A 22,840-nucleotide genomic window follows, 5' to 3' on the forward strand; every position below is an offset into this window, starting at 1 on the left:
GCCAGCGTGACTAACGCACGGGATACAATGCCAGCACATCGGCGGCTTGTTCAAGCATCGGCGGGCGTTCCTCCGATGTGGAATGGCCGAGGCGGACCAGAGTCACTCGTTGCTCCGGTGATACAAGTACATATTGGCCCATATGCCCGATCAGCGAAAACAGGCTAGCGGGCGCGCGGTCTGGAAACAGCGGATGGGGAAGGCCGCCGCTTGCATCGCCCATCGGGCGGTTGAGCCAGGTTTGCAGGCCGTAATGCGGGCTCGCTGGGCTAGGGGTGACCATCGCCTCGACATAGCGGCGCGGGATCAAGCGCTCGCCATTGGGCGCGCGGCCCTTGGCGCGCAGGAACTCGCCAAACTTGGCCCAATCGCGCGCGGTGGCATGCATCAGGCTGCCGCCGATCATCGTGCCAGAGGCGTCGAACTCCAGCACCATTGAGTCCATGCCGAGCGGGTCAAACAAACGCTCACTCAAATACTCACTCACTGCCTTGCGCCGCATATCTGGATCATCGCTCTCGGTCAGCGCGCGGGTCGCGATATCGGCGAGGATCACGGTGGTGTTGGATGAATATTCGAAGGTCTCGCCCGGCTCCGCCTCAAGCGGTTGCTCTTTCGCCCATCGCGCCATGTCGTCGCGTCCATCGAGGAACAGCATGCGCACCTCAGAGGATTCGTACGGCGGATCGCCAGCCTCAGTATGGCGCAGTCCGCTGCGCATCTGGAGCAATTGCCGCAAGGTGATCTCCGCGCGCGGATCGCCGGGGCGCTGCCACATGGGCACTGGCGCGGCCTCGTCCAGGCGTAAACGTCCATCTGCGACCAGCATGCCGACCATTACTGCTGTTACAGTCTTGGCCATGGACCAGCTGATATGCCGGGTTTCTGCATCGTAACCCTCGCCATAGCGCTCTGCGGCGAGCTCTCCATCCGCCATAACTACGACGGCGCGGGTCTCGCCGATCCCTTCGGCATTGAACAATTCGTCGACCTCGCGGGCTAGCTCTTCGCGCGGGGCACCAGCTTGTTCAGTGACTGCAGCCAGGGCCTCGTCGCTGAGCGGTGCGGGTCCAGCTGGCGGAGCGTCGCCGCATGCGGAAAGCAGCATCAAAGGGGCTGACAGAAGCGCAAGAGCAGCGTTAGAGGGGATGTGACGCACAGACATTTGACACTCAATTCCCCAAGGATCACGGTTTAGCAATGGCAAATTCAACGCGCCCGCGCGCCAAGCGAACATCGCGAGTGGGACTGTGGCTTTTCCTCCTCATCATTGTCGCTTTGGCGGTCACGGCATGGATCTATCGCGAGCCTGTGCGCGGCTATGCGAACGCCGGTACGACCTACGCTGCGCGGATTGCCTGCTCATGCCGATTTGTGGCGGGGCGCAGCCTGGAGGATTGCAAGAAAGACAAGCTTGCCGGGATGGAGCTGATCACTCTGGTCGATAATGTTGAGGTGAAAAGCGTAACCGCGCGCTTCCCATTGATCACCGATGCAACTGCGACCCACCGTGAGGGCTATGGTTGTGTGTTGGAGAAGTGGGAGGGCTGAAAGCAGCTCACCTAATTCTAAGCTGCCGCGGTTGTCCCATCAATCCAGCCGCCGCCGACCACTCGCTCTCCGCAATAGATCACTGCGGCCTGGCCGGGCGCGACGCCAAATTCTGGCTCGGCAAATCGGATGGAGCAGGTCGCGCCATCGCCCAGCTCACCGATCAGCTCAATCGACACAGGTTTGGCAAGGCTGCGCACCTTCGCGGTCAGCGGAGCGTCTGGCAGCGGACCAATCCGGTTGGTCTCAATGACCTTTGCCTCGCTCACCGCCAGCATGACTTTCGGGCCGACGCGGACTTCGCGGCTGTCAGCGTCCAGGCCAACGACATAGAGCGGCTCTGGCTGTCCGCCGATATCCAGCCCCTTGCGCTGGCCAACAGTGAAATGGACGATCCCCTTGTGCATGCCCAGGGTCTCGCCAGTTTGTGCGTGCACAATGCCGCCCGGAATGCCGCCTTCTGGCCGCAGCGATTTCACGATCTTGGCGTAATTGCCATCCGGGACGAAGCAGATGTCTTGGCTGTCAGGCTTCGCCGCATTGCGCAACGCCGCCGCTTCCGCAAGCTCGCGCACCTGCGTCTTGGGCAGACCGCCCAGCGGAAAACGGATATAGTCCAATTGCTCCTGCGTGGTGGCATAGAGGAAATAGGATTGATCGCGTGAAGGATCGACCGCACGATAAAGCTCCGGCCCGCCGCCTTCCATTATCCGCCGGACATAGTGACCGGTGGCGAGGCAGTCAGCGCCCAGCTCGCGCGCCATGCGAAACAGATCGGTGAATTTGGGCCCCATATTGCAACGGATGCAGGGCACCGGAGTGCGGCCTGCCAGATATTCATCGGCGAACTGCTCGACGACGTCTTCGCGAAAGGCGCTTTCATGATCGAATACGTAATGGGCAATGCCCAGACGATCGCACACCGCTCGGGCATCTTGAATGTCATCACCAGCGCAGCATGCGCCTTTGCGGCCCGTCGCAGCGCCATAATCATAAAGCTGCAGTGTGATCCCAATCACTTCCGCGCCCGTATCCGCGGCCAATGCCGCGACCACAGAGGAATCGACTCCGCCGCTCATCGCCACGACGATGCGCGATTCGCTCGCTGGTTTCGGCAAGTCGAACAGGGCGGCGCTATCGAGCCCGAAGACCGGACCGGCATCAAGAATTGTGTTTTCAGTCATTGCAGAGGGCGCCTTTACACCCGCTTTGCTGCGGGTTCCAGTGCTTTGCGAGACCCGCTCCAGGGCCGGGCGACGGGCTGAAACGCGCACCGCGAGAACTTGCGAATACTTGAATGCGCACCCGCCAATAGTCCTAAGAGCAGGTAAATGTGAGTTTTACCTCATGTTGACATGCTTGCCTTAGAGACGAGCGAATGTTCGAAAACGTTTCACCGATTCACAGCGCTCAGATGCAGGCCGAGCTGGCTGCAGCTGGCATCGCCGTGCCGACATCGCTGACCCTGATCGACGCCGGTGCCAATGGCATGGACGATGATCGGGCTGGCGATGCTCTGCGTGCAATCGGATGGAATGAACTGACCGCACGGATCAACGCAGCGCATGACCTTCGCGCCGTATTGCGCCGTGATGCGGTTCATGGATCTGTTAGCGTCGCGAGCTTTGGAGATGCGGCAGCAAGTTATTTTGCTGCGATTGGAGAAAGCGAACGGCCCGTTAACCCTATTGATTTAGAGGGTTGCAAAGCCTCAGCCACTATAAGGCTTCAACACGAAGAGAACGCGGTAAGAGGCGATCGAGAGACTATAAATGATTGAAAATCAGGACATCCGCCCCGCGCAGGTCATTGGTCCACTTGGTGAACCATTGACAATTGATGACTTGCCTTCGCCCAAAACGAAGCGTTGGGTTGTGCGTCGCAAGGCTGAAGTCGTGGCTGCAGTTAACGGCGGTCTCTTGACCATTGACGAAGTGCTGGAGCGCTATGGGCTGACTCTGGAAGAGTTCGCATCTTGGCAGCGCGCGGTTGATCGTTCGGGCATGCAAGGCCTGCGGGTGACCCGCATTCAGCATTACCGCGACCTCTACGAGCGTCAGCTTAAATACTGACCTTTAGACGCGCGCTCCTGAGCCTTTTCCGGGGCCAGATTCGCACAAACTTGTAAAACCTCCTAGCATCCTGTCGTTCTCGCGCTTTAAATAGCGCGGGACGCAGTGGATTCGCGCCTTGGCCGGATCGCTGCTGATAAAGAAAACCTCAGGAGGGATCATTATGGGTTGGATTATTGCTCTTATCGTCGGCGGCGTGGCCGGTTGGCTCGCTAGCTTGGTTATGAACCGCGATGCTTCAATGGGCATCTTTTGGAACATTGTCGTGGGCTGTGTTGGCTCGGTGGTCGGCAATGCAATCGTTGGCCCGCTTTTGGGCATTAGCGGTAGCGTCCAAGAGTTCTCATTGATCGGTCTGGGCGTTGCTGTTGTCGGCGCCGTCGTGCTGCTCGGCATTGTTAACCTGATCAAGCGTGGCAGCGTGCGCTAAAAGAGCCACGGTCAAATAGCATTATTGGAGCGGGGTAGCGGTGGCTGCCTCGCTCTTTTTCGTGTGTGCTTAGGAACTTATGCGTCATGCCGCTCGTCTATGCTCAAAGTCATCAGTCGAACCGCGCATTGCCCGATAGCTTACAGCGGCGTATGAGGGATTGCACAAGGTGACTTATGAGTATAACACACCTGTGCGATACACTTGAGGTTTAGCCATGAATTACGAAAGTTCCATCACTGCAGAGGCTGCCGATAGCGTGCCGACGGACTTGTCTGGCGCCGCTGCGGATAAGTCGCGCGTGTCGCGCCCAGTGGTGCTGATCGGGATCGGGATCATTGGCTTGCTACTGGCCATTGCCGCCTATGTAGTGCTGACCTCTGACGACGGTGTGGGGGCGGGCGATGACAATGCTCAGGCGCCGGTCGTAACCGTGGTTGCGCCGGGCAAAACCACTGTAGAAGGTGTGATCTCTGCGCCCGGCACTTTGGCCGCGCGGCGCGAGATGCCGGTTGGTGTGGTTGGCGAAGGCGGCCGAGTTGTCTCCGTTCCAGTGGATGCGGGTGATTGGGTGCGTCAGGGCCAAGTGCTAGCCGTGATCGATCGTTCGGTCCAATCACAGCAGGCTCAGGCGCAATCGGCCCAGATCGGCGTTGCCAAGGCGGATGCGCAATTGGCCCAGGCCAATCTCGACCGTGCGTTGCAATTGGTTGAGCGCGGATTTGTTTCCAAGGCTGACGTAGATCGCCTTACCGCAACCCGCGATTCTGCAAATGCCAGGGTTCAAGTGGCTGAGGCGCAATTGCGCGAGCTGCGCGCGCGGGCCGCGCGTCTCAATATCGTCGCTCCGGCGGCGGGCCTGCTGCTTGAGCGCAATGTTGAACCGGGACAAACGGTTTCTGCTGGCACGCCAAGCCTGTTCCGGATCGCGCGTGGCGGCGAGATGGAAATGCTCGCTCAGCTGAGTCAGGAACAAATCGCAGTTTTGGGTCAGGGCGTAGCGGCCACTGTTGTTCCAACCGGATCGAGCAAGAGTTTCACGGGTCAAGTGTGGCAAGTCTCCCCGGTTATCGATCCGCAAAACCGCCAAGGCATCGCGCGCGTTGCGCTGTCTTATGCGCCGGAATTGCGGCCTGGCGGCTTTGCCACGGCGGAAATCAAAAGTGGCACTGTAGTCGCCACGATTTTGCCAGAGAGTTCGGTCTTGGCCGATAGCGAAGGCAGTTTTGTCTACATCGTCAGCGATGAGAAGAAGGCCGAGCGACGTTCAATCAAAACTGGCATGGTAACACCTGATGGTATTGTCGTGACTGAAGGATTGAATGGCAGTGAGCAGATTGTGCTGCGCGCCGGCGGCTTCCTGACCGAAGGCGAAGCGGTCTCGCCCAAAATGCTAGAGGATAGCTAATAGCCATGGGTTTTCGGAACATCTCTGCTTGGTCAATCCGCAATCCAGTGATTCCGCTGGTTGCGTTTACCGCAATGTTCTTGGCGGGCTTGCTCAGCTTTAACAAAATGGATGTGGTGAATAACCCGGACATTGAATTTCCGGGCGTGAACGTCACCATTTCTCAGCCCGGTGCAGCCCCGACTGAGATTGAAAACCAAATCACGCAGCAGGTCGAATCTGCGGTGCGGTCGCTTAGCGGTGTGCGCAACATTTCTTCTACTGCGCGCGAGGGAAGCTCGAACACTTTCGTCGAGTTCGAGCTTGGCATTGATCCCAATGTAGCTGTTGCTGAGGTTAAAAATGCGGTCGATAGCACGCGCGGGAACCTGCCCGATGGGATTTTAGAACCGCGGGTTAGCAAGGTCGACATTGCCGGCGGTTTCCTCGGCATTTACGCCGTTGAAGCGGACGATATGACGATTGAACAGCTCAGCTGGTTCATCGATGACACCGTTTCAAAACAATTGCTGTCTGTCGAAGGCATGGCTGAGGCTGGCCGCTGGGGCGGGGTAAACCGCGAAATTGAGGTCATTCTTGATCCGGCGCGGCTGTCCGCGCTCGGCGTCACAGCCAGCCAAATCAACCAAGTGCTACGTCTCGACAATGTTGATGCGGCTGGCGGCATGGCTGAGATTGGCGGCGCGCGGCAATCGGTGCGCGTATTGGGCAATACCGAAAGCGCGTTCGAATTGTCGCAGCGCCAGATCCGTCTGAACAATGGCACGTCGATCAAGCTGGCCGACGTGGCCCGCGTGCGTGATGGCTATTCTGAGCGGACCACGATCAGCAAGGTGCGTGATAAGGAGGTCGTGAACTTCTTCATGTCGCGCGCGAAAGGCGCATCTGACGTCACGGTCTACGAAGAAGCGCTGACCATCATCGATCAGATTGAGGCGGAGAACCCCGGGGTGAAATTCATCCCGCTGTTCAACACCGTCAAATACACGAAGGACCAATACACCAGCTCGATCTCCGCCATGGTGGAGGGGGCTGTATTGGCTGTTGTGGTGGTGTTCTTCTTCCTGCGCGATTGGCGCGCGACGATGATCTCATCGATTGCGATCCCGCTGTCGGCAATCCCGACCTTCTGGTTCATGGATCTGATCGGCTTCAACCTCAACCAAATGTCTTTGCTGGCGCTCGGCCTAGTCGCGGGGGTCTTGGTTGATGATGCCATTGTTGAAATTGAAAACATCGTCAGACACATGCGAATGGGCAAATCTGCCTATGAAGCATCGATTGATGCGGCGGATGAAATTGGCCTGCCGGTGGTCGCGACCAGCTTTTGCATCATCGCGGTGTTCTTCCCCGTTGGCTTGATGCCGGGCATTACAGGTCAGTTCTTCAAGAACTTCGGCCTGACAGTCGTGATCGCGGTCTTAATGAGCTTGGCCGTGGCGCGGATGATCACACCGATGCTTGCCGCCTATTTCCTGCGCGCAGAAGGGCACGCCGCGCATGGCGAGGGCAAGTGGATGGATCGCTATATGCGGGTCCTCAATTGGTCGCTCGATAAGACCAAGATGCTGGAGCGCCGTGAAGGCGTGGACGCTCCGCGTTATCGCTGGCTCTATGTGCTGTCCTTGCTGCTCACAGTCTTTGCATTGCTTGCGGCGTCGGCGGCCGGTTTGTTCATGAGCTTTAGCATCGTCTCGGGCCTCGACATTCCTGCCAAGGTTGGCGCGCTCGTTTCCAGCGATCCAAACTCCTTCGCATTCGGGCTGGTTTCGAAGGTCTTTGAGCTGCTGTTCCTGACCCTGGGTCTTGCCGTCGGCTTTTTGGCCGGTTGGGTGGTCTTCAAACTCATCCAATTGCTCAGCCGTTTCAGCAGCGGACAGTTTTCGCACAGCGTGAAGTACATGACCGCGCGTTTCTTCGACCACCGGGTTTGGATGCTGGGCGTTGGATATTTCGCGCTGCTGCTGACCATTTTGTTGATGCAGCAAACGCCGTTTCAGGCGTTTCCAGACATTGATGATGAGAATGTTCGGGTTGAGATCGAGATGGTCCCTGGCACGACGCTGGCGGATACCGAGCGCGTAACCGATCAGGTTTCTGCCTTGATGTATGCGCAAGATGATGTGGAGCTGGCGCTTGAGCGAGTGCGCGAAGGCCAAGCGACCATGTTCGTCACCTTGAAGGAAGATCGCTCAAAAACCTCGGTCGAATTCACCCGCGATCTGGCTCCCGAGCTTGCCCGTATTGCGGATGCGCGTGTGCGCTTCCAAAACGATAATGGGCCCGGTGGTGGCGGCAGCGGCCGCGACTTCACCATTATGTTGGCGGGTTCTGACCCGGCCTTGCTCAATGCCACTGCTGCGCAGGTCGTCGAGGATATGCAAAAGCTCGACTCGGTCGTTGCTCCGCGTATCAGTGCTGACATCCCTCGCCCGGAAATTATCATCCGTCCGCGCCAGGAACTGCTTGCGGATCTCGGTGTATCAACTGTTGCGCTCAGCCAAACCATCCGAATTGCAACGATGGGCGAGATTGAGCAGAACTCCGCGAAGTTCTCACTGTCTGATCGCCAAGTGCCGATTTCGGTTCGATTGCCGGCCTCTTCCCGCGAAGATTTGACAACACTTGAAAACCTGCCTGTTCCGACAGCGAGCGGCGGATCGGTGCCGCTTGGCACTATTGCTGATATCTCGTTTGGTTCGGGGCCAACCTCTATTCAACGCTACAATCAGAACCGCCGTGTTTTCATCGGCGCTGACTTGGCCTCTGGCTTTCTACGCGGCGATGTGAATGCGCAGATTGAACAGCTGCCAACCCTGCTTGATTTGCCAACTGGTGTCATCCGCGATTCCATTGGCGCAGCTGATGTAGAAAAAGAGCTTGCTGACAACTTCAAGATTGCCATTCTCGCAGGCGTTCTGCTTGTCTTTGCGGTTCTGGTACTGCTGTATAAACGTTTGATGAGCCCGCTGGTGAATATGACATCACTGGCCCTTGCGCCATTGGGCGGAATTTTCCTCGTCTGGATCGTGGGGCAGCCGCTCTCTATGCCGGTGATGATCGGTATCCTGCTCTTGCTTGGAATTGTGTCGAAAAACTCGATTCTCTTGATAGACTTTGCGATTGAGGAAATGGCCGACGGCACCGATCAATTCAAAGCGATCATGGAGGCGGGCCATAAGCGTGCGCAGCCGGTTGTGATGACGACAGTCGCAATGACCGCTGGCATGGTGCCAACGGCGCTGTCGCTGTCGGGTGATGGCGCATGGCGCCAACCCATGGGCGTTGTGGTGATTGGCGGCCTGATCCTGTCGACGGTCCTGACGCTGCTGATCGTTCCAGCTGGTTTCAGTCTGGCTGATAGCTTTGAGCGGCGCGCTGGGCCTTGGATGCGCCAACGCTTCCTTACCTATCGTCCCGGAGATGAAGATAGCAGCAACACCCAAGCGGTGTCTGATGTGCCTGAGGCGGGCGGCGAGCCTAAGCCTTCGGCGACTCCGGCAACCCGTTTGCCGCCCGGGGCAGAGCCTGCCGAGTGAGTGATCTCGCGCTAATGCCAGCCACAGTGTTGCAAATCCCAGCGGCATGCTAGGCGCGCGGCCATGTCTGATGCTCAGCCAATTCCACTAAAGTTCGGCGGTGAAGCGCTGACTGAGGACCGTGCGCGGCGTATGCGCTGGACAGCGACCGGGCTGCTTGCGGCGATGGCGCTGCTGTTTTTTACGACGCATCCCTATGTCGAACTGCATCCGGCATGGGGCTATGTGAATGCCTTTGCTGAGGCTGCAATGGTCGGCGGCTTGGCCGATTGGTTCGCGGTCACCGCTCTGTTTCGCCACCCGTTAGGCCTGCCGATCCCGCACACGGCGATTATCCCTGAAAACAAAGACCGCATTGCTGACACTATGGCGCAGTTTCTCCAGGAGAATTTCCTGACCCCGGCGGTTGTGGCGCGGCGCATGGCGGGCATGAATGTCGCGCGCGCGGTGGGCGATTTCCTGGTGGCTCCGGCGCGCACGGAGGATGGCCCTGACCCTCGCTCCCGCATTACGGGAGGGGCCGCCGAATTGCTGGCCGAAGTGCTCGAATCGCTCGATCCTGACCGGCTTGGCAACCAAGTGCGCAGCGGGCTGGGCAACCAATTTGCCAAGATTGATATCTCGCCGCTAGTGGGCCGAATGCTCGAAAGCGCAATCGCCGATGGGCGCCACATGCCTTTGATGGATGGCTTTATCCGATGGGCGGGTCTGACGCTGGAGGATAATGAAGAGACGGTGCGCGAGGTGATCCATGCCCGCGCCAATGCGGTGCTGCGCTGGACCGGCCTTGACGAGCGGATTTCTGGCTCTGTGCTGGATGGCCTCTATAAACTGCTGGCGGAGGTTCTGGTCGATCCCGAGCACCCACTGCGCAGTAAGATTGAAGAGGGGCTGGCGAAGCTTTCGCAAGACTTGCAGCATGATCCCGACACCCGTGAGCGCGTCGAGAGCATGAAGCGCGACCTCATCGAAAATCCGGCGGTGGCCGAATGGTGGATGGGCGTGTGGGAGCGCATTCGCAGGTCACTTATCCGCCGCGCGCGTGAAGCAGACAGCGAACTCGGCAATGAAATGCGTAAAGGTCTGTCCGAGCTTGGCAGCGCGCTTAAACAGGATGAGCGCTTACAACTTCAGATCAATCGTTTCGCGCGGCGCACTCTGGTGGGCGTTGCGACCCGCTATGGCGGTGAAATTGTGACTCTGGTGTCTGACACGGTGAAACGCTGGGATGCGACAACGATTACCGGGCGGATCGAAAGCGCGGTCGGGCGCGATCTTCAGTTCATCCGCATCAACGGCACTTTGGTGGGTGGGCTGGTCGGTATGACGATCCATTTCATCATCGGCTTTATGTAGTGGAAACTTTGCCTCCTGCGGGGAATTACGCAGGCCCCTCGCAGTTCTCAGTTTGGCAATAGGCGCTAGCAGCAGTGCATGCCTATCGAAGAACCAGCACCTGCCCCAAAAACGATCTCCCTCGCCGCCGGAGCGCAGGCGGTGATCAATGGCGCTTTGGTGACTGCGCAGCGGGCGTGCCAGCTTGAGGTTGGATCAGGTGCTTATGTGCTCACTGGCCGGGCGCTGTGGCGCAGTCAGCGTGAACGCTCTAGCAGTGCGGATGCGCTGTATTATGCGACGTTAGAGGCTTGCACGACACCGCAAGCCTTTGAGCTTGGGCGTTTCCAGTTGTTTGCCGCCCTTAGCGAGGTTGTAGCGCAGGATCGCACCCACCAGTCGCAGAAAGAATGCGCAGCCTGCGCCGCGGCTCTGGTCACTGGCGATGCAGAGGCCGCGCTGGCGAGCGCGCGCCGATTGGCAGAAGCGAATGTGGCTAAGGCAAAGTGCGCGGCCAGCTCTCGCAGGGCACCTGCTAAGCGGCGGGAGCAGATCGTATCGAACGGTGCGGTTTAGTTGTTCACTTTGTATGTGATCGAAGTCAGATAGTACGATGCCATCGGTGCACCATTGGCATCTAAGGCCGGCTCAAAACGCGCTTTGGTCATCTCTTTGCATGCGGGGGATTCGAGTGATTTGTTGAGCGTCGTCTCGTTGATGACACAACTGGTTACGCTCCCGCTCCGGTCGACATTTACACGCAGTCGGACAATGCCTTGCTCGCCTTTGCGCAACGCTGTTCTTGGATAATTATCGGCAATTCTCTGAACAACCACATCTTCGTTTATCCATTCAGGGGCCTTTGTAGCGCTCTTATGCTTTTCGACGTCCAGTCCCCATTCGCTGACAAGACTTTGCGTGCACTGGTTGAGCACTTTGAAGACTTCACCGAGTTCGCCCGTTTTGAACATCACGCTTCGGTTACGTTGCTTGAACTCCACGAATTCGACGGAACTTGCTTTTTCAGTGTTTAACTGTGGGAGGATGCCAAGCATGTAGCCTTGATCTTGGTCTTCAAGTGTCATCGTGGAGTAGATGATAGCGTCGCCCACGCTCTCGATTGTGCCCATGAATGGCTGCGTTTCACGCGGCTCTTGGGCGTTGGAGAATTTCACATCGACAGGCTTATAGGCACGGAAACGATCGAAGCCCGGTCCTGATGCGGTGAAGCCAAAGGTTGCCTTCGGTCCCCATTGCTCAAAAAACAGGACATGGCGGTTCTCCCCATCGCCAAACACGCGGGCAAGGCGGCATTTCTCGGCGGCAAAATCAACATTCCATTTGGAACTTGGCTCAAGCACGACCGGCTCTGCCTTGGCATACGCTGGACTCGCGGCGCCGATACCCAAAGCGGCCGCCACCAATACTTTCAATCCTAACCGCATATATGCCCTCACAAAGCAAAACCTCCGCCCCACAATAACGGGACGGAGGTTAGCTTCAACCTTAAGTCTTTATGCAGGGCGGCCGTTTAGCCGAGCTTTTGCGTCAACTCTGGTACTGCATTGAACAGATCGGCGACCAGACCGATGTCCGCCACTTGGAAGATCGGTGCATCTTCATCCTTGTTGATCGCGATGATCACTTTGGAGTCCTTCATGCCCGCAAGGTGCTGGATCGCGCCGGAGATACCGATCGCGATATAGACCTCTGGAGCGACGATCTTGCCGGTTTGGCCGACTTGATAATCGTTCGGGACATAGCCCGCATCCACCGCAGCGCGTGATGCGCCAATGGCCGCGCCAAGCTTGTCAGCCAGCGGGGTGATGACGCTTTCGAAGGTTTCGCTGTCTTTCAGCGCACGCCCCCCAGAAACGATCACGCCAGCGCTGGCGAGTTCTGGACGGTCGCCGCCATCAGCGATTTCGCTGCTGACAAAGCTGGAGATGCCCGCATCGCCAGGGCCGCTTGCGTCTTCAACCGAGGCTGATCCGCCGCTGGTCTCCGCCTTGTCAAAGGCCGTGCCGCGAACGGTGATCACCAGCTTGGGATCGGCGCTTTCGACAGTGGCGATGGCGTTGCCGGCATAGATCGGACGGGTGAATGTCTTGCCGCCTTCGACCGAGAGAATGTCGGAAATTTGCATTACATCAAGGTGCGCTGCAACGCGCGGAGCGATGTTCTTACCGCTCGTCGTCGCCGGGGCGAGGAAAGCGTCATAACCTTCCATCAGGCCAGCGACCAATGGTGCAACGTTTTCAGCGAGGCCATTCGCGTAAGCGGCATCATCCGCCTTCAGCACTTTTGAAACGCCCGCGATCTGCGCAGCGCCATCAGCAACGGCGCCGCAATTGTGGCCCGCGACCAGCGCGGTCACATCGCCCAGCTTGCCAGCGGCGGTAACGACAGCCAGTGTGGCGTCATTGACGGATGAATTGTCGTGTTCGACGAGAACCAGAGTGTTCATGGTCTTTGTTCCTTATCCTGCTCAGGCACGCGCTTCACGCGATGCCCAGAGCCTTGATCTTTTCAACCAGCGCATCGACGTCGGCGACCTTTTCACCGGCCTGACGAACGGGCGGCTCAGCGACATTGGTGGTCGTGAGGCGCGGGGTCACATCGACACCGAAATCGGCTGGGGTTTTGCTGTCGAGCGGCTTCTTCTTCGCCTTCATGATGTTCGGCAGCGAAGCGTAGCGCGGCTCGTTGAGACGCAGGTCAGTGGTGACAATCGCTGGCAGCGTCAGCTTGACGGTTTCCAGACCGCCATCGACTTCGCGCTTCACTTCTACGCTGTCGCCGTCAACTGCGACGGTGTTCGCAAACGTGCCTTGCGGGCGGCCCATTAAGGCAGCGAGCATTTGGCCAGTTTGGTTCGAGATCGTCGGAGATCGATTGCTTGCCGAGCAGCACGAGACCGGGCTGTTCTTCGTCAGCGATCGCTTTCAGAATTTTCGCAACGGCAAGCGGCTCAACTTCTTCATCGGTTTCGACCAGGATCGCGCGGTCTGCGCCCATGGCGAGCGCGGTGCGCAGCGTTTCCTGAGCCTTGGCCGGACCAATCGATACAGCGACGATTTCTTCGGCTTTGCCCGCCTCTTTGATGCGAATCGCCTCTTCGACAGCGATTTCATCAAATGGGTTCATGCTCATTTTGACATTGGCCAGATCAACGCCTGTGCCGTCGGCCTTAACGCGCGGTTTCACGTTATAATCAATCACCCGTTTGACGGGGACGAGGATTTTCATCGCAGTTCCTTCCTTATGGCGCCCAGGCGCAAATTTACTGAAAACCGCCCTATCTTGCGTTTACGTAAACGTCAAGCAGCGCCGGAGTCCCAAGTGCATATTTCGCAGGCAGTCCTTGCGTGCTGATCGCTCTAGGTCAAGCCTGCCTTTTTGAGAGCTTTGCAGGCTCTGTTGCGTGCTCTGAAACTGCCTTGGGTGGGGCGTGCAGTACAGGCGGGTTAGTGAGGCCGCTTATCCCAGCTCTGATAACTTTGAGAGAGCGTAAGAAATGCATCGATGTCCGGCGCGGTGGCAAAACTGTGCGGCGCGACATTCACGGCGGCTTCCAGGCCTTCATCAGTGTAAAGCTCAATAAAGGGAGGAAACTCACGGGCCTGCGTGAGCAACGAGGTGCGAATGTTGACCATATCGTGAAGTCCGGCTGGCCGAGTGAACATCCAGCTTAGGCATTCTGGCCAAAAGAAGTGCTGCGTGGCTTCCTTGAGACCACCGAGTGCCGTGCTACCTCCCGTTACGCGGAAGCGCTCTTCTTTGTAGAGCGCGTTCAAGGAATATGGACCGCCAGTCATGCGCTGACAGCCCTCTAGTGGCAGGCAGCGGTGAGAAGCGGAGGTCCGTCGACCTTGAACTGCACTCCGCCGCACCGGCGATGTCCACTAAAGGACCCTAACTCACGAGCGTTCCGCTCTTCCAAGAGCGGTTCTCCGACCTCTATCGCTTTCCCCGTGATAGAAACTTTGGTGGTTCCGAATAAATAATGGCTTCGGGCGCGACTTTACGGGCAATAGTGCAGCCAGCCCCAATGCGCGCCCATTGGCCAATTGTGTGGCCTGGCAACACACAAGAATGCGTGCCGAAGAACGCGCCTTCTTCGACCGTAACACCGCCGGTTATATCAACATGCGCACTGAGAGTGGCAAAGTCACCGACCGTTGCGTCATGACCCAACCCAGAATAGGCGTTGATGTGCACGTGGCGACCGGTTTTCGCAAATGGGTATACGCCGCCAGCAAAGGCGACAATCGTTCCAGCTCCTAATTCGGCCGATGCATCAATTTGGCTGACCGGATGTATGAGACGGGTAAACTTGGCATTGGCGCGCTCAAGCTTTTCGCAGACATACCTCTTGGTTAGTGGATTGCCGATGGCGCAAATATACAGTGCCTCTTGGTCGACAAAATGATCGGCGATCTTGCCGATTATCTCACCGCCCCGACCGCGTTCTTGCATGTAAGAAGGGTCGTCATCAATGAAGACTAAATCTTCAAATTGCGCCGTCCCAGCGGCCCGCATCGCGTCCGCGATCATGGCGACTTCCCCGCCAAAACCGCCAGCGCCGACAATGATCAGTTTTGTCATGCTGGCCTAAAACCTCCATCGAGCAAGATCGACTCGCCCGTCATCCAGCGACCGCCAGGAGACATCAAATATAGCGCCAAATTGGTCACGTCTTCCGGCTGCCCAAAGCCAAGTGGGTATTGTGCCTCGATACGCTCACTCGCGTTGTTCACTCCGCCATCAACGTATTTTTGGTGCATTTCTGTAACGACATTGCCAGCAGCAATTGTATTCACAGTGACTCCGCGTTTGGCACATTCAGGCGCTGAAATACTAGCCAGCTGCGCAATCGCTGCCTTTGCAGAGCCATAAAGCGCAAGGCCCTGGGCAGGCTTGAAGGCGCTGGCTGACGACATCAGTACAATGCGTCCTCCCTCTTCCATGACGGCCTTTCTGAGGGCGGTAGCAATAATCGCTGAGGCGCCCCGGACCGAGGCGTTGTAGAGTAGATCAAAAGTGCGGTCTGAACTGCCTTTCATAGACTGGATCGTATTGGCTCCAGCGCAGTGGTACATGCCATAAACTGGGCCGTGTTCTTTTGCGGCAGCACGAATGGCCAAAGCGAACGCATCAAGGCTTTCGATGGGATCAACGTACATTGCGTGTCCGCTGCCAGCACAGTCTGCAATCGTCTTGCTCAGACGTTCCTCGTCCCGGCCAAAGGCCAATATCTGCGCTCCATACAGAGATGCTGTGACCGCAAAGTCTCGCCCCAAACCAGAAGATGCGCCGGTTACGAGAATTGACTTACCTTGAAGAAAGTTGGCTTCAAACATTAAGCAGCCTCATCGACCAAATATCGCGGGATGGCGCCAAATTCGGCGACCAGCGCTGACCATGAAAGCCCAACGCCAAAACCGCACATTACTGCTTGATGAGGTTCCTCAGGTCCATCAGTGATGAATGCAAGGGGGATCGACGCGCTCGAAGTGTTGCCATAGCGATCAAGATTAACAACCACCTTCTCTGCATCAAATCCAGCTTTTCGGCCAATCGTCTTAAGGATAAGTTCGTTTGCCTGATGGAGGTAGAGCCGCTCAATCGTTTCTGGTGACGAACCAGAGTAATCTAGCAAATTTGTAATTGCATCCGGCACAACCGTGGTCGCGAAGCCAAAAACGCTTGCGCCGTCCATGAACAGACGGCCTTCTGATACCTCTCCAGAGAGTTCGTCGAGATCTGCACTTGCATCGCGCGAAGCACTGCCGGGCATAATGATTGCGCGGCTGCCTGAGCCATCAGATCCGACTAGAAAACGCCATTCGCTCGCCCCACTACGCTTACTAATAAGTGTTGCAGTGCCTCCGTCTCCGAAGATTGGCGCGGTTGATCGATGATTGGAATCTACGACTTGAGAGCTCGTATCTCCTGCGAGCAGCAGCACGCGATCAACGCCGCCACCCGATATGAGCGATGCTGCTAGCCACAAGCCATAGGTGTATCCCGAACAGCCGAGGTTTACGTCAAATGCTGCCGTTGAATGAGGCAGACCGAGACGATCTTGGGCGATTAATGCTGATGCGGGAAGGTCATAGTCCGGCGTCTGGGTGACAAGGATAACAGCGCCTACACCTTCAAATGAATGACCTGCCTCGTTTAGCCTTTCAGCTGCTCGAACGCAAAGGTCGAGTGTGGTCTCACTCTCCACCACCCGCCGTTCCAGTATTCCGGTTGACTTGCCGAAGCGGCGCGCGAATTTTTCGCCAAATCGTTCGACAAACGCATCATTGGTGACATTTTTCGAAGGCACTGCTGCTGCCATCGCATCAATAGCGATGCCGCTAAAACTTGATAGACCCTCGTTTTTCAACTCACTCGCCTTCGGCAATCTTAAGAACTTCGCCATAGGTTTTGCATTCTGCCAACGCTTCGCCTTCGGCAGTCTTGCCAAAATGCTCATCAATGAGAGCGATTACGGTAACGATCGTCATCGAATCCCACATCTCAGACTCTTCGAGCACATAGCCCTCAACCAACTCATCTTCTTCAACTTCTAGAGTATCAGCGAAGACTTCGCGGAATTCATCACTCATCAAACAATCCTTACAGAGTTACGGTGCAGCCAGCCCAAGATAATCCCACCCCAAAGCCGAGTAGGACGCCTGTCTGGCCGCGTTTCAAGGTACCTTTATCGATTGCTCTCGATAGTGCAATCGGGATGGTGCTGGATACGGTATTTCCAACGTCGGCGAAGTCGATTACCATTTGCTCGTCGGTCAATTCTAGTTTGCGCTGCAATTGCTTCAATATGAAGCTATTTGCCTGATGCAAGATCGCAAACTCGATCCCAGATCTTTCCAATCCAGATTTTTCCAGCATGGATTCGAACATTGGCGGTATTTCGCGCAAGGTGAAATTCAACACAGCGGGTCCATCCATGTATAGATCGGCTTGGCTTTTACCACCACTGCTGCGCATGCCGCTTTCTTTGACGATGAGTTTGTCTGCGCCGCTGCCATCGGAACCGAAGACAAAGTTTTCTAACGCAGCCTTGTTTGCGTCGTCACGCGTCACAAGCGTTGCCGTTCCTGCATCGCCGAAGATGGTTTTTACGCTCGCATCGTCCTTGCCTACAAGTTTGGAGTACCCGTCTGCGGTGAGCAGCAAGACCGTTTTGGCAACGCCCGCTTCGACCAGTGATTTTGCCAGGGCCAGTCCGTGCACGTAGCCTGAACATCCTTGGTTGATATCAATCGCGCCAATTGATTGCTTCAGCTCCAGCCTGTCCTGAATCACACACGCGCTGGTCGGCAAAATATAATCAGGGGATTGCGTGCAAAAGATCAGATAACCGAGCTCATCTCGCAGGTCGGGGCGTTTGGCGAACAGGTTTTTAGCCGCCTGTACTGCGATATCAACGGGCGTTTCATCGGGACCAAGCACGTGTCGTTGTTCGATCCCGAGCTTCTTGGATATCTTCTCTGCACTCCAGCCAGGAAAGCTAGCGGCCAACTCTTCGTTGGTTAGCAATTGATCTGGAAGCGCTATTGCGATGGCTTCGATCCGTGTGCTCATAGCACTTGTCCTTTTGCAAAGCACAAACGCGTGCCCGACTGACCTGTCAGGCCTGTCGCATCTAAAATTAAGCCGCCTGTTTAACCTCAGCGACGATCTTCTTCGCCGCATCGCCCAGATCATCCGCGGCCACAATTGGCAGTCCGGAATTGGCAAGAATGTCCTTACCCTGCTGAACATTGGTGCCTTCGAGGCGGACCACTAGCGGGACAGACAGGTTCACGTCTTTTGCCGCTTGCACGATGCCGTCGGCGATGATGTCGCATTTCATGATCCCGCCGAAGATATTGACGAGGATGCCCTCGACCGCGGGATCTTTCAGAATGATCTTGAACGCCGCGGTCACTTTCTCAGTGGTTGCGCCGCCGCCTACGTCGAGGAAGTTTGCCGGGAAGGCGCCGTTCAGCTTGATGATATCCATTGTCGCCATGGCGAGGCCCGCGCCATTGACCATGCAGCCGATGTTTCCATCGAGTTTAATGTAAGCAAGGTCATATTCTGACGCTTCAACTTCGGCTGGATCTTCCTCGGTCTCGTCGCGCATCGCCTCGATGTCTTTGTGACGATAGAGCGCATTGCCATCAAAACTCATCTTGGTGTCGAGTACGAGCAGATCGGCCTTGCCCTCGGCGTTCGGCTCGGTCTCAACCAGCGGATTGATTTCCAGCATTTCGCAATCGCTCGCCATAAAGGCGGCATAGAGCTTGGCCGCGAGCTTCTGGCACTGCTTGTTGAGATCGCCGGAGAGCTTCAGGGCGAATGCAACGGCGCGGCCATGATGCGGCATAAAGCCTTGCGCAGGGTCGATCGTGATCGTCGTGATCAGTTCCGGTGTGTTGTGCGCCACGTCTTCGATATCCATGCCGCCTTCGGTGGAGGCGACCATCGCGACCTGACCACTGGCCCGGTCGACCAGCATGGCGAGGTAATATTCGCTTTCGATATCAACGCCGTCGGTCACATAAAGGCGGTTGACCTGCTTGCCCTCGGCCCCGGTTTGAATGGTGACGAGCGTGTTGCCGAGCATTTCCTTCGCGTGGCTCTCCACTTCATCGAGCGAAAATGCCAGGCGTACGCCGCCCTTTGCATCTTCTGGCAGTTCCTTGAACTTGCCCTTGCCGCGTCCGCCAGCGTGAATTTGCGCCTTTACGACATAGAGTGGCCCGGGCAGCTCCTTCGCGCCATTGACGGCTTCTTCCACGCTCATCGCGGCATGGCCTGCTGGCACGGCGATCCCGTGTTCCTTAAGCAATTCCTTGGCCTGATACTCGTGAATGTTCATCGGTGGCTGTCCTTAATTCGTAAATTCGGGGAGATAATGTTGCTACGTGCCTAAGCATGGATTCACCGGCTTGAAAAGTGTGGTTTGTACGGCCACGACTAAACGCTCACATGATTGATCGAACTCGCCTTCAAGAAATCGTCCGCGAAGCGGGCCGGATCGCGCATTCGCGCTGGCCGGGTGATGGCCACGCGCTGAGCACGTGGGAGAAGACGCCGGGCGATCCCGTTAGCGAGGCTGACCTTGAGGTTGATGCCTTTTTAAAGCGAGAGCTGGGCGCGCTGTTGCCCTCGGCGGGCTGGCTGTCAGAGGAAACCGCCGATGATCCGGGGCGGCTCGACAATGATTTGATTTGGCTGGTGGACCCGATTGACGGCACGCGCGATTTCATTCGCGGACGGCCTGGATGGGCGGTGTCCGTGGCCCTGATCAGTGCTGGTCGGCCCTTGATTGGAATGCTGGCTGCGCCTTCGCGCGGGGAGGAATGGATCGCAGAGGCGGGCAAAGGCGCGACGCTTAATGACCAAGCGATCACCGCTTCACGGCGGACCGAATTTTCCGGTGCGCGCATTCCGATTGATCAATTGCCCGGTCCCGATTCTGATCTGGTGATTGTCGAGAAGCCCAATTCGATCGCTCTGCGCATTGCGATGGTGGCGGCAGATATGGCGGATTTGGTCGCGACATTGCGCTGGGGCTATGAGTGGGATGTCGGTGCAGCGACGCTGATCGCGCGTGAAGCGGGCGCGCAGGTCTCCGATGCGTTTGGCGTGCCGCTGGGCTATAATAAACGGGATCCGCGCGCCTTTGGCGTGCTGGTCAGCTCACCTGAAATTCACGGCGCAGCGGTTGAGCGGATTGCCGAGCGGGCCAGAGATTTGGCCAAGTAAGTTTTGTTTGTGTGAGACTTAGCCACTCGCGCTTGAGGCGAAAAAGAAAAGGGCCAGGTTTCCCCGGCCCTCCTCGTTACGCTGAAAGACGCGTGTTTATGAGCCAGCACGGGCCGCGTTCACGTCGTCTTGGCTGATCGGTACGATCTTGATCTCGACCCGGCGGTTCAGCGGCTCGTTGACATTGTCGCCGGTCTTCACGCGCAGATAATCATAGCTTTCACCAAAGCCCTGGGTGGCCATCCGGCTGCGCGCAACACCGCGCGACCCAAGGTAATCGGCAACCACCTGTGCGCGCTGTTCTGACAGGCGCTGGTTCAGAGCATTCGAGCCGGTGGTGTCGGTAAAGCCATAAACGTCGACCAGGCTGTTGGGATATTTGATCAGGCTGTCGGCCACGGTGTTGAGCGTGTCGTAGAACCCGGGATTGATATCGGCTGATCCGCTGGCGAAGGTGACACCATCTGGCAGGCGCACCAGAATTGCGTCTTGATCGCCGATCTCTTCGACATCAACGCCGCTGCCTGCGGTTTGCTCGTCAAGTTCCTTGATCTGGTCGTCAAATTGCTTGCCGAAAACCGCGCCGGCAGAACCGCCGATGCCTGCGCCAATGATGCGGGCCGTATCGCCGCCGACCACGCCGCCGAGCAAATAGCCCAAAGTGCCGCCCAGAACCGCGCCAATACCGGTCCGCGAGACCTTTTGCTGTCCGGTGTTAGGGTCCGTGACACAGGCGCTGGTGCCGAGCAGCGCGATGGCCGCTGTGCTCGATAGGAAAATTCTTGCTGTTTTCATTGTCGTTGTCCTCCTCGACGGCTCAAAGCTCGCACAGATCGTGCTTCGCGCGCAAGTGTCAGCGCCCAAAGCTGCGCTGATCTGGCGTGCATGTGCCTTGGCCTGCTTTTCGGCAAGCTGAATAAGGTTAATTCTTGTAAACCATAGATCGCGGCAGCGGTTTTTGAGTGCATGGATACGAGACCGGCTGGCAAGGCCGAACAATTGTGCTAGCGAATAGGGTGTGACCCCCTTTCCTTGGCCAGACCTGTTCATCATTTTTGGATTGATCGTGCTCAATGGCGTATTCGCCATGTCAGAGCTTGCGATTGTTTCGGCGAAGACCGCGCGCCTTAAGGCGAAGGCGGAGGACGGATCTTCGGCGGCCAAGACCGCGCTGGAGCTGGCGGCTGATCCGGGCAAATTCTTGTCCACCGTGCAGATCGGCATCACTTTGGTGGCGATTATCACCGGGGCGTATTCCGGAGCCAGTCTGGAGGAGCCTCTGGGTGAGCGTCTGGTCCCAATGGGTGTGCCCGCAGACATGGCCGGTGATGTCGGGTTTGGCATTGCGATTGCGGTGACCACCTATCTCAGCCTGGTGATCGGGGAGTTGGTGCCAAAGCAGCTGGCGCTGCGATCCTCGGTACCAATCGCGCTGGTTATGGCGCGGCCCATGGCCTTGATCGCTCAGATCGCCGCCCCGCTGGTGTGGTTGCTGGATAAATCGTCCGCCGGGATCATTCGCCTGTTCGGCATTCGCAAGGGCAGCTCCAATTCGGTGACCGCCGAGGAATTGCAGATGATTTTCGCTGATGCGACCCGGTCTGGCGTGATTGAGGCGGAGCAGCATCAGATCCTGACCGGCGTCGTCCGCCTGGCAGAACGGCCCGTGCGCGAGATGATGACGCCGCGTACAGAGCTCGACTGGATTGATATCGGCGCGGATGAAAAGGCGATCAAGGCCGCGATTGAAGACAGCCCGCACTCGCTGCTGCCGATCGCCGACGGCTCGCCCGACAATGTGCTGGGCGTGGTGAAAGTGCGCGAAGTTCTGGCCAAGATGGTGGCCGGAGAAGAGGTCTCGCTCAAGGATATGATGCGCAAGGCTGAGGTTGTGCCGGATCAGCTTGACGCAATGGATGCCCTGCGGGTTCTTCAGCAGGCCGATATTGCGCTCGCCATGGTGCATGACGAATATGGCCATCTCGACGGGGTCGTATCGCCGGTCGACTTGCTCACCGCAATGGCGGGTAATTTTGTGAGCGACAAGGACGAGGGCGATGAGCCTGATCTGATCGAGCGGCCCGATGGCTCTCTGATCATTTCCGGCGCGATCTCAGCGGATGCTTTGGCTGATCGGCTTGGCTTGGACTATGACGACAGCCGCGAATTCGGCACAGCCGCGGGCTATGTCCTGTCAGTGCTCAAACGCCTACCGGTCGCGGGCGACACGTTCAGCGACCAGGGCTGGCGTTTTGAAGTTGTGACAATGCACCGCCGCCGGATCAGCAAGATCCTGGTGCGTAAGGACGCGGAGGCTCAGCCCGGTACAACCGTCTGAGCCGACGCGCCGTCGCCCTCTGGCGCAGCGATAATATCCCGCGTCACGCGTCCCTTAGCGACTGTATTGGTGCCTTCATCGCCCACTTGTGAACGGATGCCCGGTGCGGCGGCTCCGGCGCGGTCAAGCGCGCTGGTTTCCACCTGGCTGCGTGCAGCAGGACCGCCAAAGATGGCTTCCAGCGCTTGCTCAGAGGCGGTGCCTTCGGCTGGACGCGGCGCGCCCGGCGCAGGCGGGGCAAGGTTGAAATCTGGCGGAACCACCAATGGTGCCTGGCGCTGAACGGCGAATTCATCAGGCCGATCGCGGTTGAAAATGCCCGAGCCTCCGCACGCGCCCAGCATGGCACTGGTCGAAATCAGAAGGATAGCAGTTTTGTAGGCACGCATTGCA

The 22,840-nt window shown here is 57.5% G+C and carries 23 protein-coding genes and 1 pseudogene; 10 read left to right on the top strand and 14 right to left on the bottom strand.

The window, feature by feature from the left end; genetic code table 11:
- Window positions 1-10: 10 nt before the first annotated feature.
- Window positions 11-1,108 (bottom strand): serine hydrolase domain-containing protein, encoded by a 1,098-nt coding sequence (locus AC0V6O_RS00360; protein WP_486141024.1) that lies wholly within the window; start codon window positions 1,106-1,108, stop codon window positions 11-13.
- Between the two features lie 92 nt (window positions 1,109-1,200).
- On the opposite strand from AC0V6O_RS00360, the gene AC0V6O_RS00365 reads away from it, so the two are divergent.
- Entirely contained in the window at window positions 1,201-1,551 is a 351-nt protein-coding gene (locus AC0V6O_RS00365; RefSeq protein ID WP_486141025.1) for a hypothetical protein, read from the top strand.
- 17 nt (window positions 1,552-1,568) lie between these two features.
- Here the strand turns inward: AC0V6O_RS00365 and mnmA are convergent, their stop codons facing one another.
- Entirely contained in the window at window positions 1,569-2,735 is a 1,167-nt protein-coding gene (mnmA, locus tag AC0V6O_RS00370) for a tRNA 2-thiouridine(34) synthase MnmA (protein WP_486141026.1), read from the bottom strand.
- 194 nt (window positions 2,736-2,929) lie between these two features.
- Here mnmA and AC0V6O_RS00375 point away from each other — a divergent pair, with 194 nt between their 5' ends.
- The 7 genes from AC0V6O_RS00375 (at window position 2,930) to AC0V6O_RS00405 (ending at window position 10,911) form a co-directional block, all read left to right on the top strand.
- Window positions 2,930-3,331 carry a hypothetical protein gene (locus AC0V6O_RS00375; RefSeq protein ID WP_472640290.1) on the top strand — a complete coding sequence of 134 codons (402 nt, stop codon included), beginning with the start codon at window positions 2,930-2,932 and terminating at the stop codon, window positions 3,329-3,331.
- Window positions 3,324-3,623 carry a CtrA inhibitor SciP gene (sciP, locus tag AC0V6O_RS00380; RefSeq protein WP_218316081.1) on the top strand — a complete coding sequence of 100 codons (300 nt, stop codon included), beginning with the start codon at window positions 3,324-3,326 and terminating at the stop codon, window positions 3,621-3,623. Before AC0V6O_RS00375 ends, sciP begins: the two co-directional genes overlap by 8 nt.
- A 163-nt stretch (window positions 3,624-3,786) precedes the next feature.
- A complete protein-coding gene (locus tag AC0V6O_RS00385) occupies window positions 3,787-4,053 on the top strand; it encodes a GlsB/YeaQ/YmgE family stress response membrane protein (protein WP_472640291.1) in 267 nt (88 codons plus the stop codon).
- 217 nt (window positions 4,054-4,270) lie between these two features.
- The gene (locus AC0V6O_RS00390; protein ID WP_486141027.1) at window positions 4,271-5,461 is read left to right on the top strand and encodes an efflux RND transporter periplasmic adaptor subunit; all 1,191 of its coding nucleotides are present in this window, start codon (window positions 4,271-4,273) and stop codon (window positions 5,459-5,461) included.
- Window positions 5,462-5,466: 5 nt separating this feature from the next.
- A complete protein-coding gene (locus AC0V6O_RS00395; protein WP_486141028.1) occupies window positions 5,467-9,000 on the top strand; it encodes an efflux RND transporter permease subunit in 3,534 nt (1,177 codons plus the stop codon).
- A 132-nt stretch (window positions 9,001-9,132) separates the two neighbouring features.
- On the top strand, window positions 9,133-10,356 hold the full coding sequence (locus AC0V6O_RS00400; protein ID WP_486145433.1) for a DUF445 domain-containing protein: 1,224 nt from the start codon (window positions 9,133-9,135) through the stop codon (window positions 10,354-10,356).
- Window positions 10,357-10,434: 78 nt separating this feature from the next.
- Entirely contained in the window at window positions 10,435-10,911 is a 477-nt protein-coding gene (locus AC0V6O_RS00405; RefSeq protein ID WP_486141029.1) for a flagellar biosynthesis repressor FlbT, read from the top strand.
- Here AC0V6O_RS00405 and AC0V6O_RS00410 read toward each other — a convergent pair.
- From AC0V6O_RS00410 to sucC, 10 genes and pseudogenes are all read right to left on the bottom strand, one after another.
- Window positions 10,908-11,756 carry an energy transducer TonB gene (locus AC0V6O_RS00410; protein ID WP_486145435.1) on the bottom strand — a complete coding sequence of 283 codons (849 nt, stop codon included), beginning with the start codon at window positions 11,754-11,756 and terminating at the stop codon, window positions 10,908-10,910. The genes AC0V6O_RS00405 and AC0V6O_RS00410 overlap by 4 nt on opposite strands.
- Window positions 11,757-11,866: 110 nt before the next feature.
- On the bottom strand, window positions 11,867-12,802 hold the full coding sequence (locus AC0V6O_RS00415; protein WP_486141030.1) for an electron transfer flavoprotein subunit alpha/FixB family protein: 936 nt from the start codon (window positions 12,800-12,802) through the stop codon (window positions 11,867-11,869).
- Between the two features lie 34 nt (window positions 12,803-12,836).
- Window positions 12,837-13,584, bottom strand: a pseudogene (locus tag AC0V6O_RS00420) (electron transfer flavoprotein subunit beta/FixA family protein).
- A 218-nt stretch (window positions 13,585-13,802) separates the two neighbouring features.
- Window positions 13,803-14,228, bottom strand: a complete 426-nt coding sequence (locus AC0V6O_RS00425; RefSeq protein ID WP_486141031.1) for a GFA family protein — start codon at window positions 14,226-14,228, stop codon at window positions 13,803-13,805.
- A gap of 67 nt (window positions 14,229-14,295) precedes the next feature.
- On the bottom strand, window positions 14,296-14,943 hold the full coding sequence (locus AC0V6O_RS00430; protein WP_486141032.1) for a PglD-related sugar-binding protein: 648 nt from the start codon (window positions 14,941-14,943) through the stop codon (window positions 14,296-14,298).
- Window positions 14,940-15,698, bottom strand: coding sequence for an SDR family NAD(P)-dependent oxidoreductase (locus AC0V6O_RS00435; RefSeq protein WP_486141033.1), 759 nt, complete (start codon window positions 15,696-15,698; stop codon window positions 14,940-14,942). The genes AC0V6O_RS00430 and AC0V6O_RS00435 overlap by 4 nt, the downstream gene beginning before the upstream one ends.
- Entirely contained in the window at window positions 15,698-16,732 is a 1,035-nt protein-coding gene (locus AC0V6O_RS00440) for a ketoacyl-ACP synthase III (protein WP_486141034.1), read from the bottom strand. The genes AC0V6O_RS00435 and AC0V6O_RS00440 overlap by 1 nt, the downstream gene beginning before the upstream one ends.
- 1 nt (window position 16,733) lies before the next feature.
- A complete protein-coding gene (locus AC0V6O_RS00445; protein WP_486141035.1) occupies window positions 16,734-16,955 on the bottom strand; it encodes a phosphopantetheine-binding protein in 222 nt (73 codons plus the stop codon).
- 10 nt (window positions 16,956-16,965) lie between these two features.
- Window positions 16,966-17,937 (bottom strand): ketoacyl-ACP synthase III, encoded by a 972-nt coding sequence (locus AC0V6O_RS00450; RefSeq protein ID WP_486141036.1) that lies wholly within the window; start codon window positions 17,935-17,937, stop codon window positions 16,966-16,968.
- Window positions 17,938-18,004: 67 nt separating this feature from the next.
- Window positions 18,005-19,219 (bottom strand): ADP-forming succinate--CoA ligase subunit beta, encoded by a 1,215-nt coding sequence (sucC, locus tag AC0V6O_RS00455; protein ID WP_486141037.1) that lies wholly within the window; start codon window positions 19,217-19,219, stop codon window positions 18,005-18,007.
- A 110-nt stretch (window positions 19,220-19,329) separates the two neighbouring features.
- Between sucC and AC0V6O_RS00460 the strand changes: the two genes are divergently transcribed.
- Window positions 19,330-20,109, top strand: coding sequence for a 3'(2'),5'-bisphosphate nucleotidase CysQ (locus AC0V6O_RS00460; protein ID WP_486141038.1), 780 nt, complete (start codon window positions 19,330-19,332; stop codon window positions 20,107-20,109).
- A gap of 96 nt (window positions 20,110-20,205) precedes the next feature.
- On the opposite strand, the gene AC0V6O_RS00465 is transcribed toward AC0V6O_RS00460, so the two are convergent.
- A complete protein-coding gene (locus tag AC0V6O_RS00465) occupies window positions 20,206-20,904 on the bottom strand; it encodes a YiaD family glycine zipper/OmpA-like lipoprotein (RefSeq protein WP_472640300.1) in 699 nt (232 codons plus the stop codon).
- 223 nt (window positions 20,905-21,127) lie between these two features.
- Here AC0V6O_RS00465 and AC0V6O_RS00470 point away from each other — a divergent pair, with 223 nt between their 5' ends.
- A complete protein-coding gene (locus tag AC0V6O_RS00470; RefSeq protein ID WP_486141039.1) occupies window positions 21,128-22,447 on the top strand; it encodes a hemolysin family protein in 1,320 nt (439 codons plus the stop codon).
- Here AC0V6O_RS00470 and AC0V6O_RS00475 read toward each other — a convergent pair.
- On the bottom strand, window positions 22,426-22,836 hold the full coding sequence (locus AC0V6O_RS00475; RefSeq protein WP_472640302.1) for a DUF3035 domain-containing protein: 411 nt from the start codon (window positions 22,834-22,836) through the stop codon (window positions 22,426-22,428). The two genes, AC0V6O_RS00470 and AC0V6O_RS00475, sit on opposite strands and share 22 nt — an antisense overlap.
- Window positions 22,837-22,840: the final 4 nt, after the last annotated feature.

This window comes from Erythrobacter sp. JB2-19 (assembly GCF_057365005.1).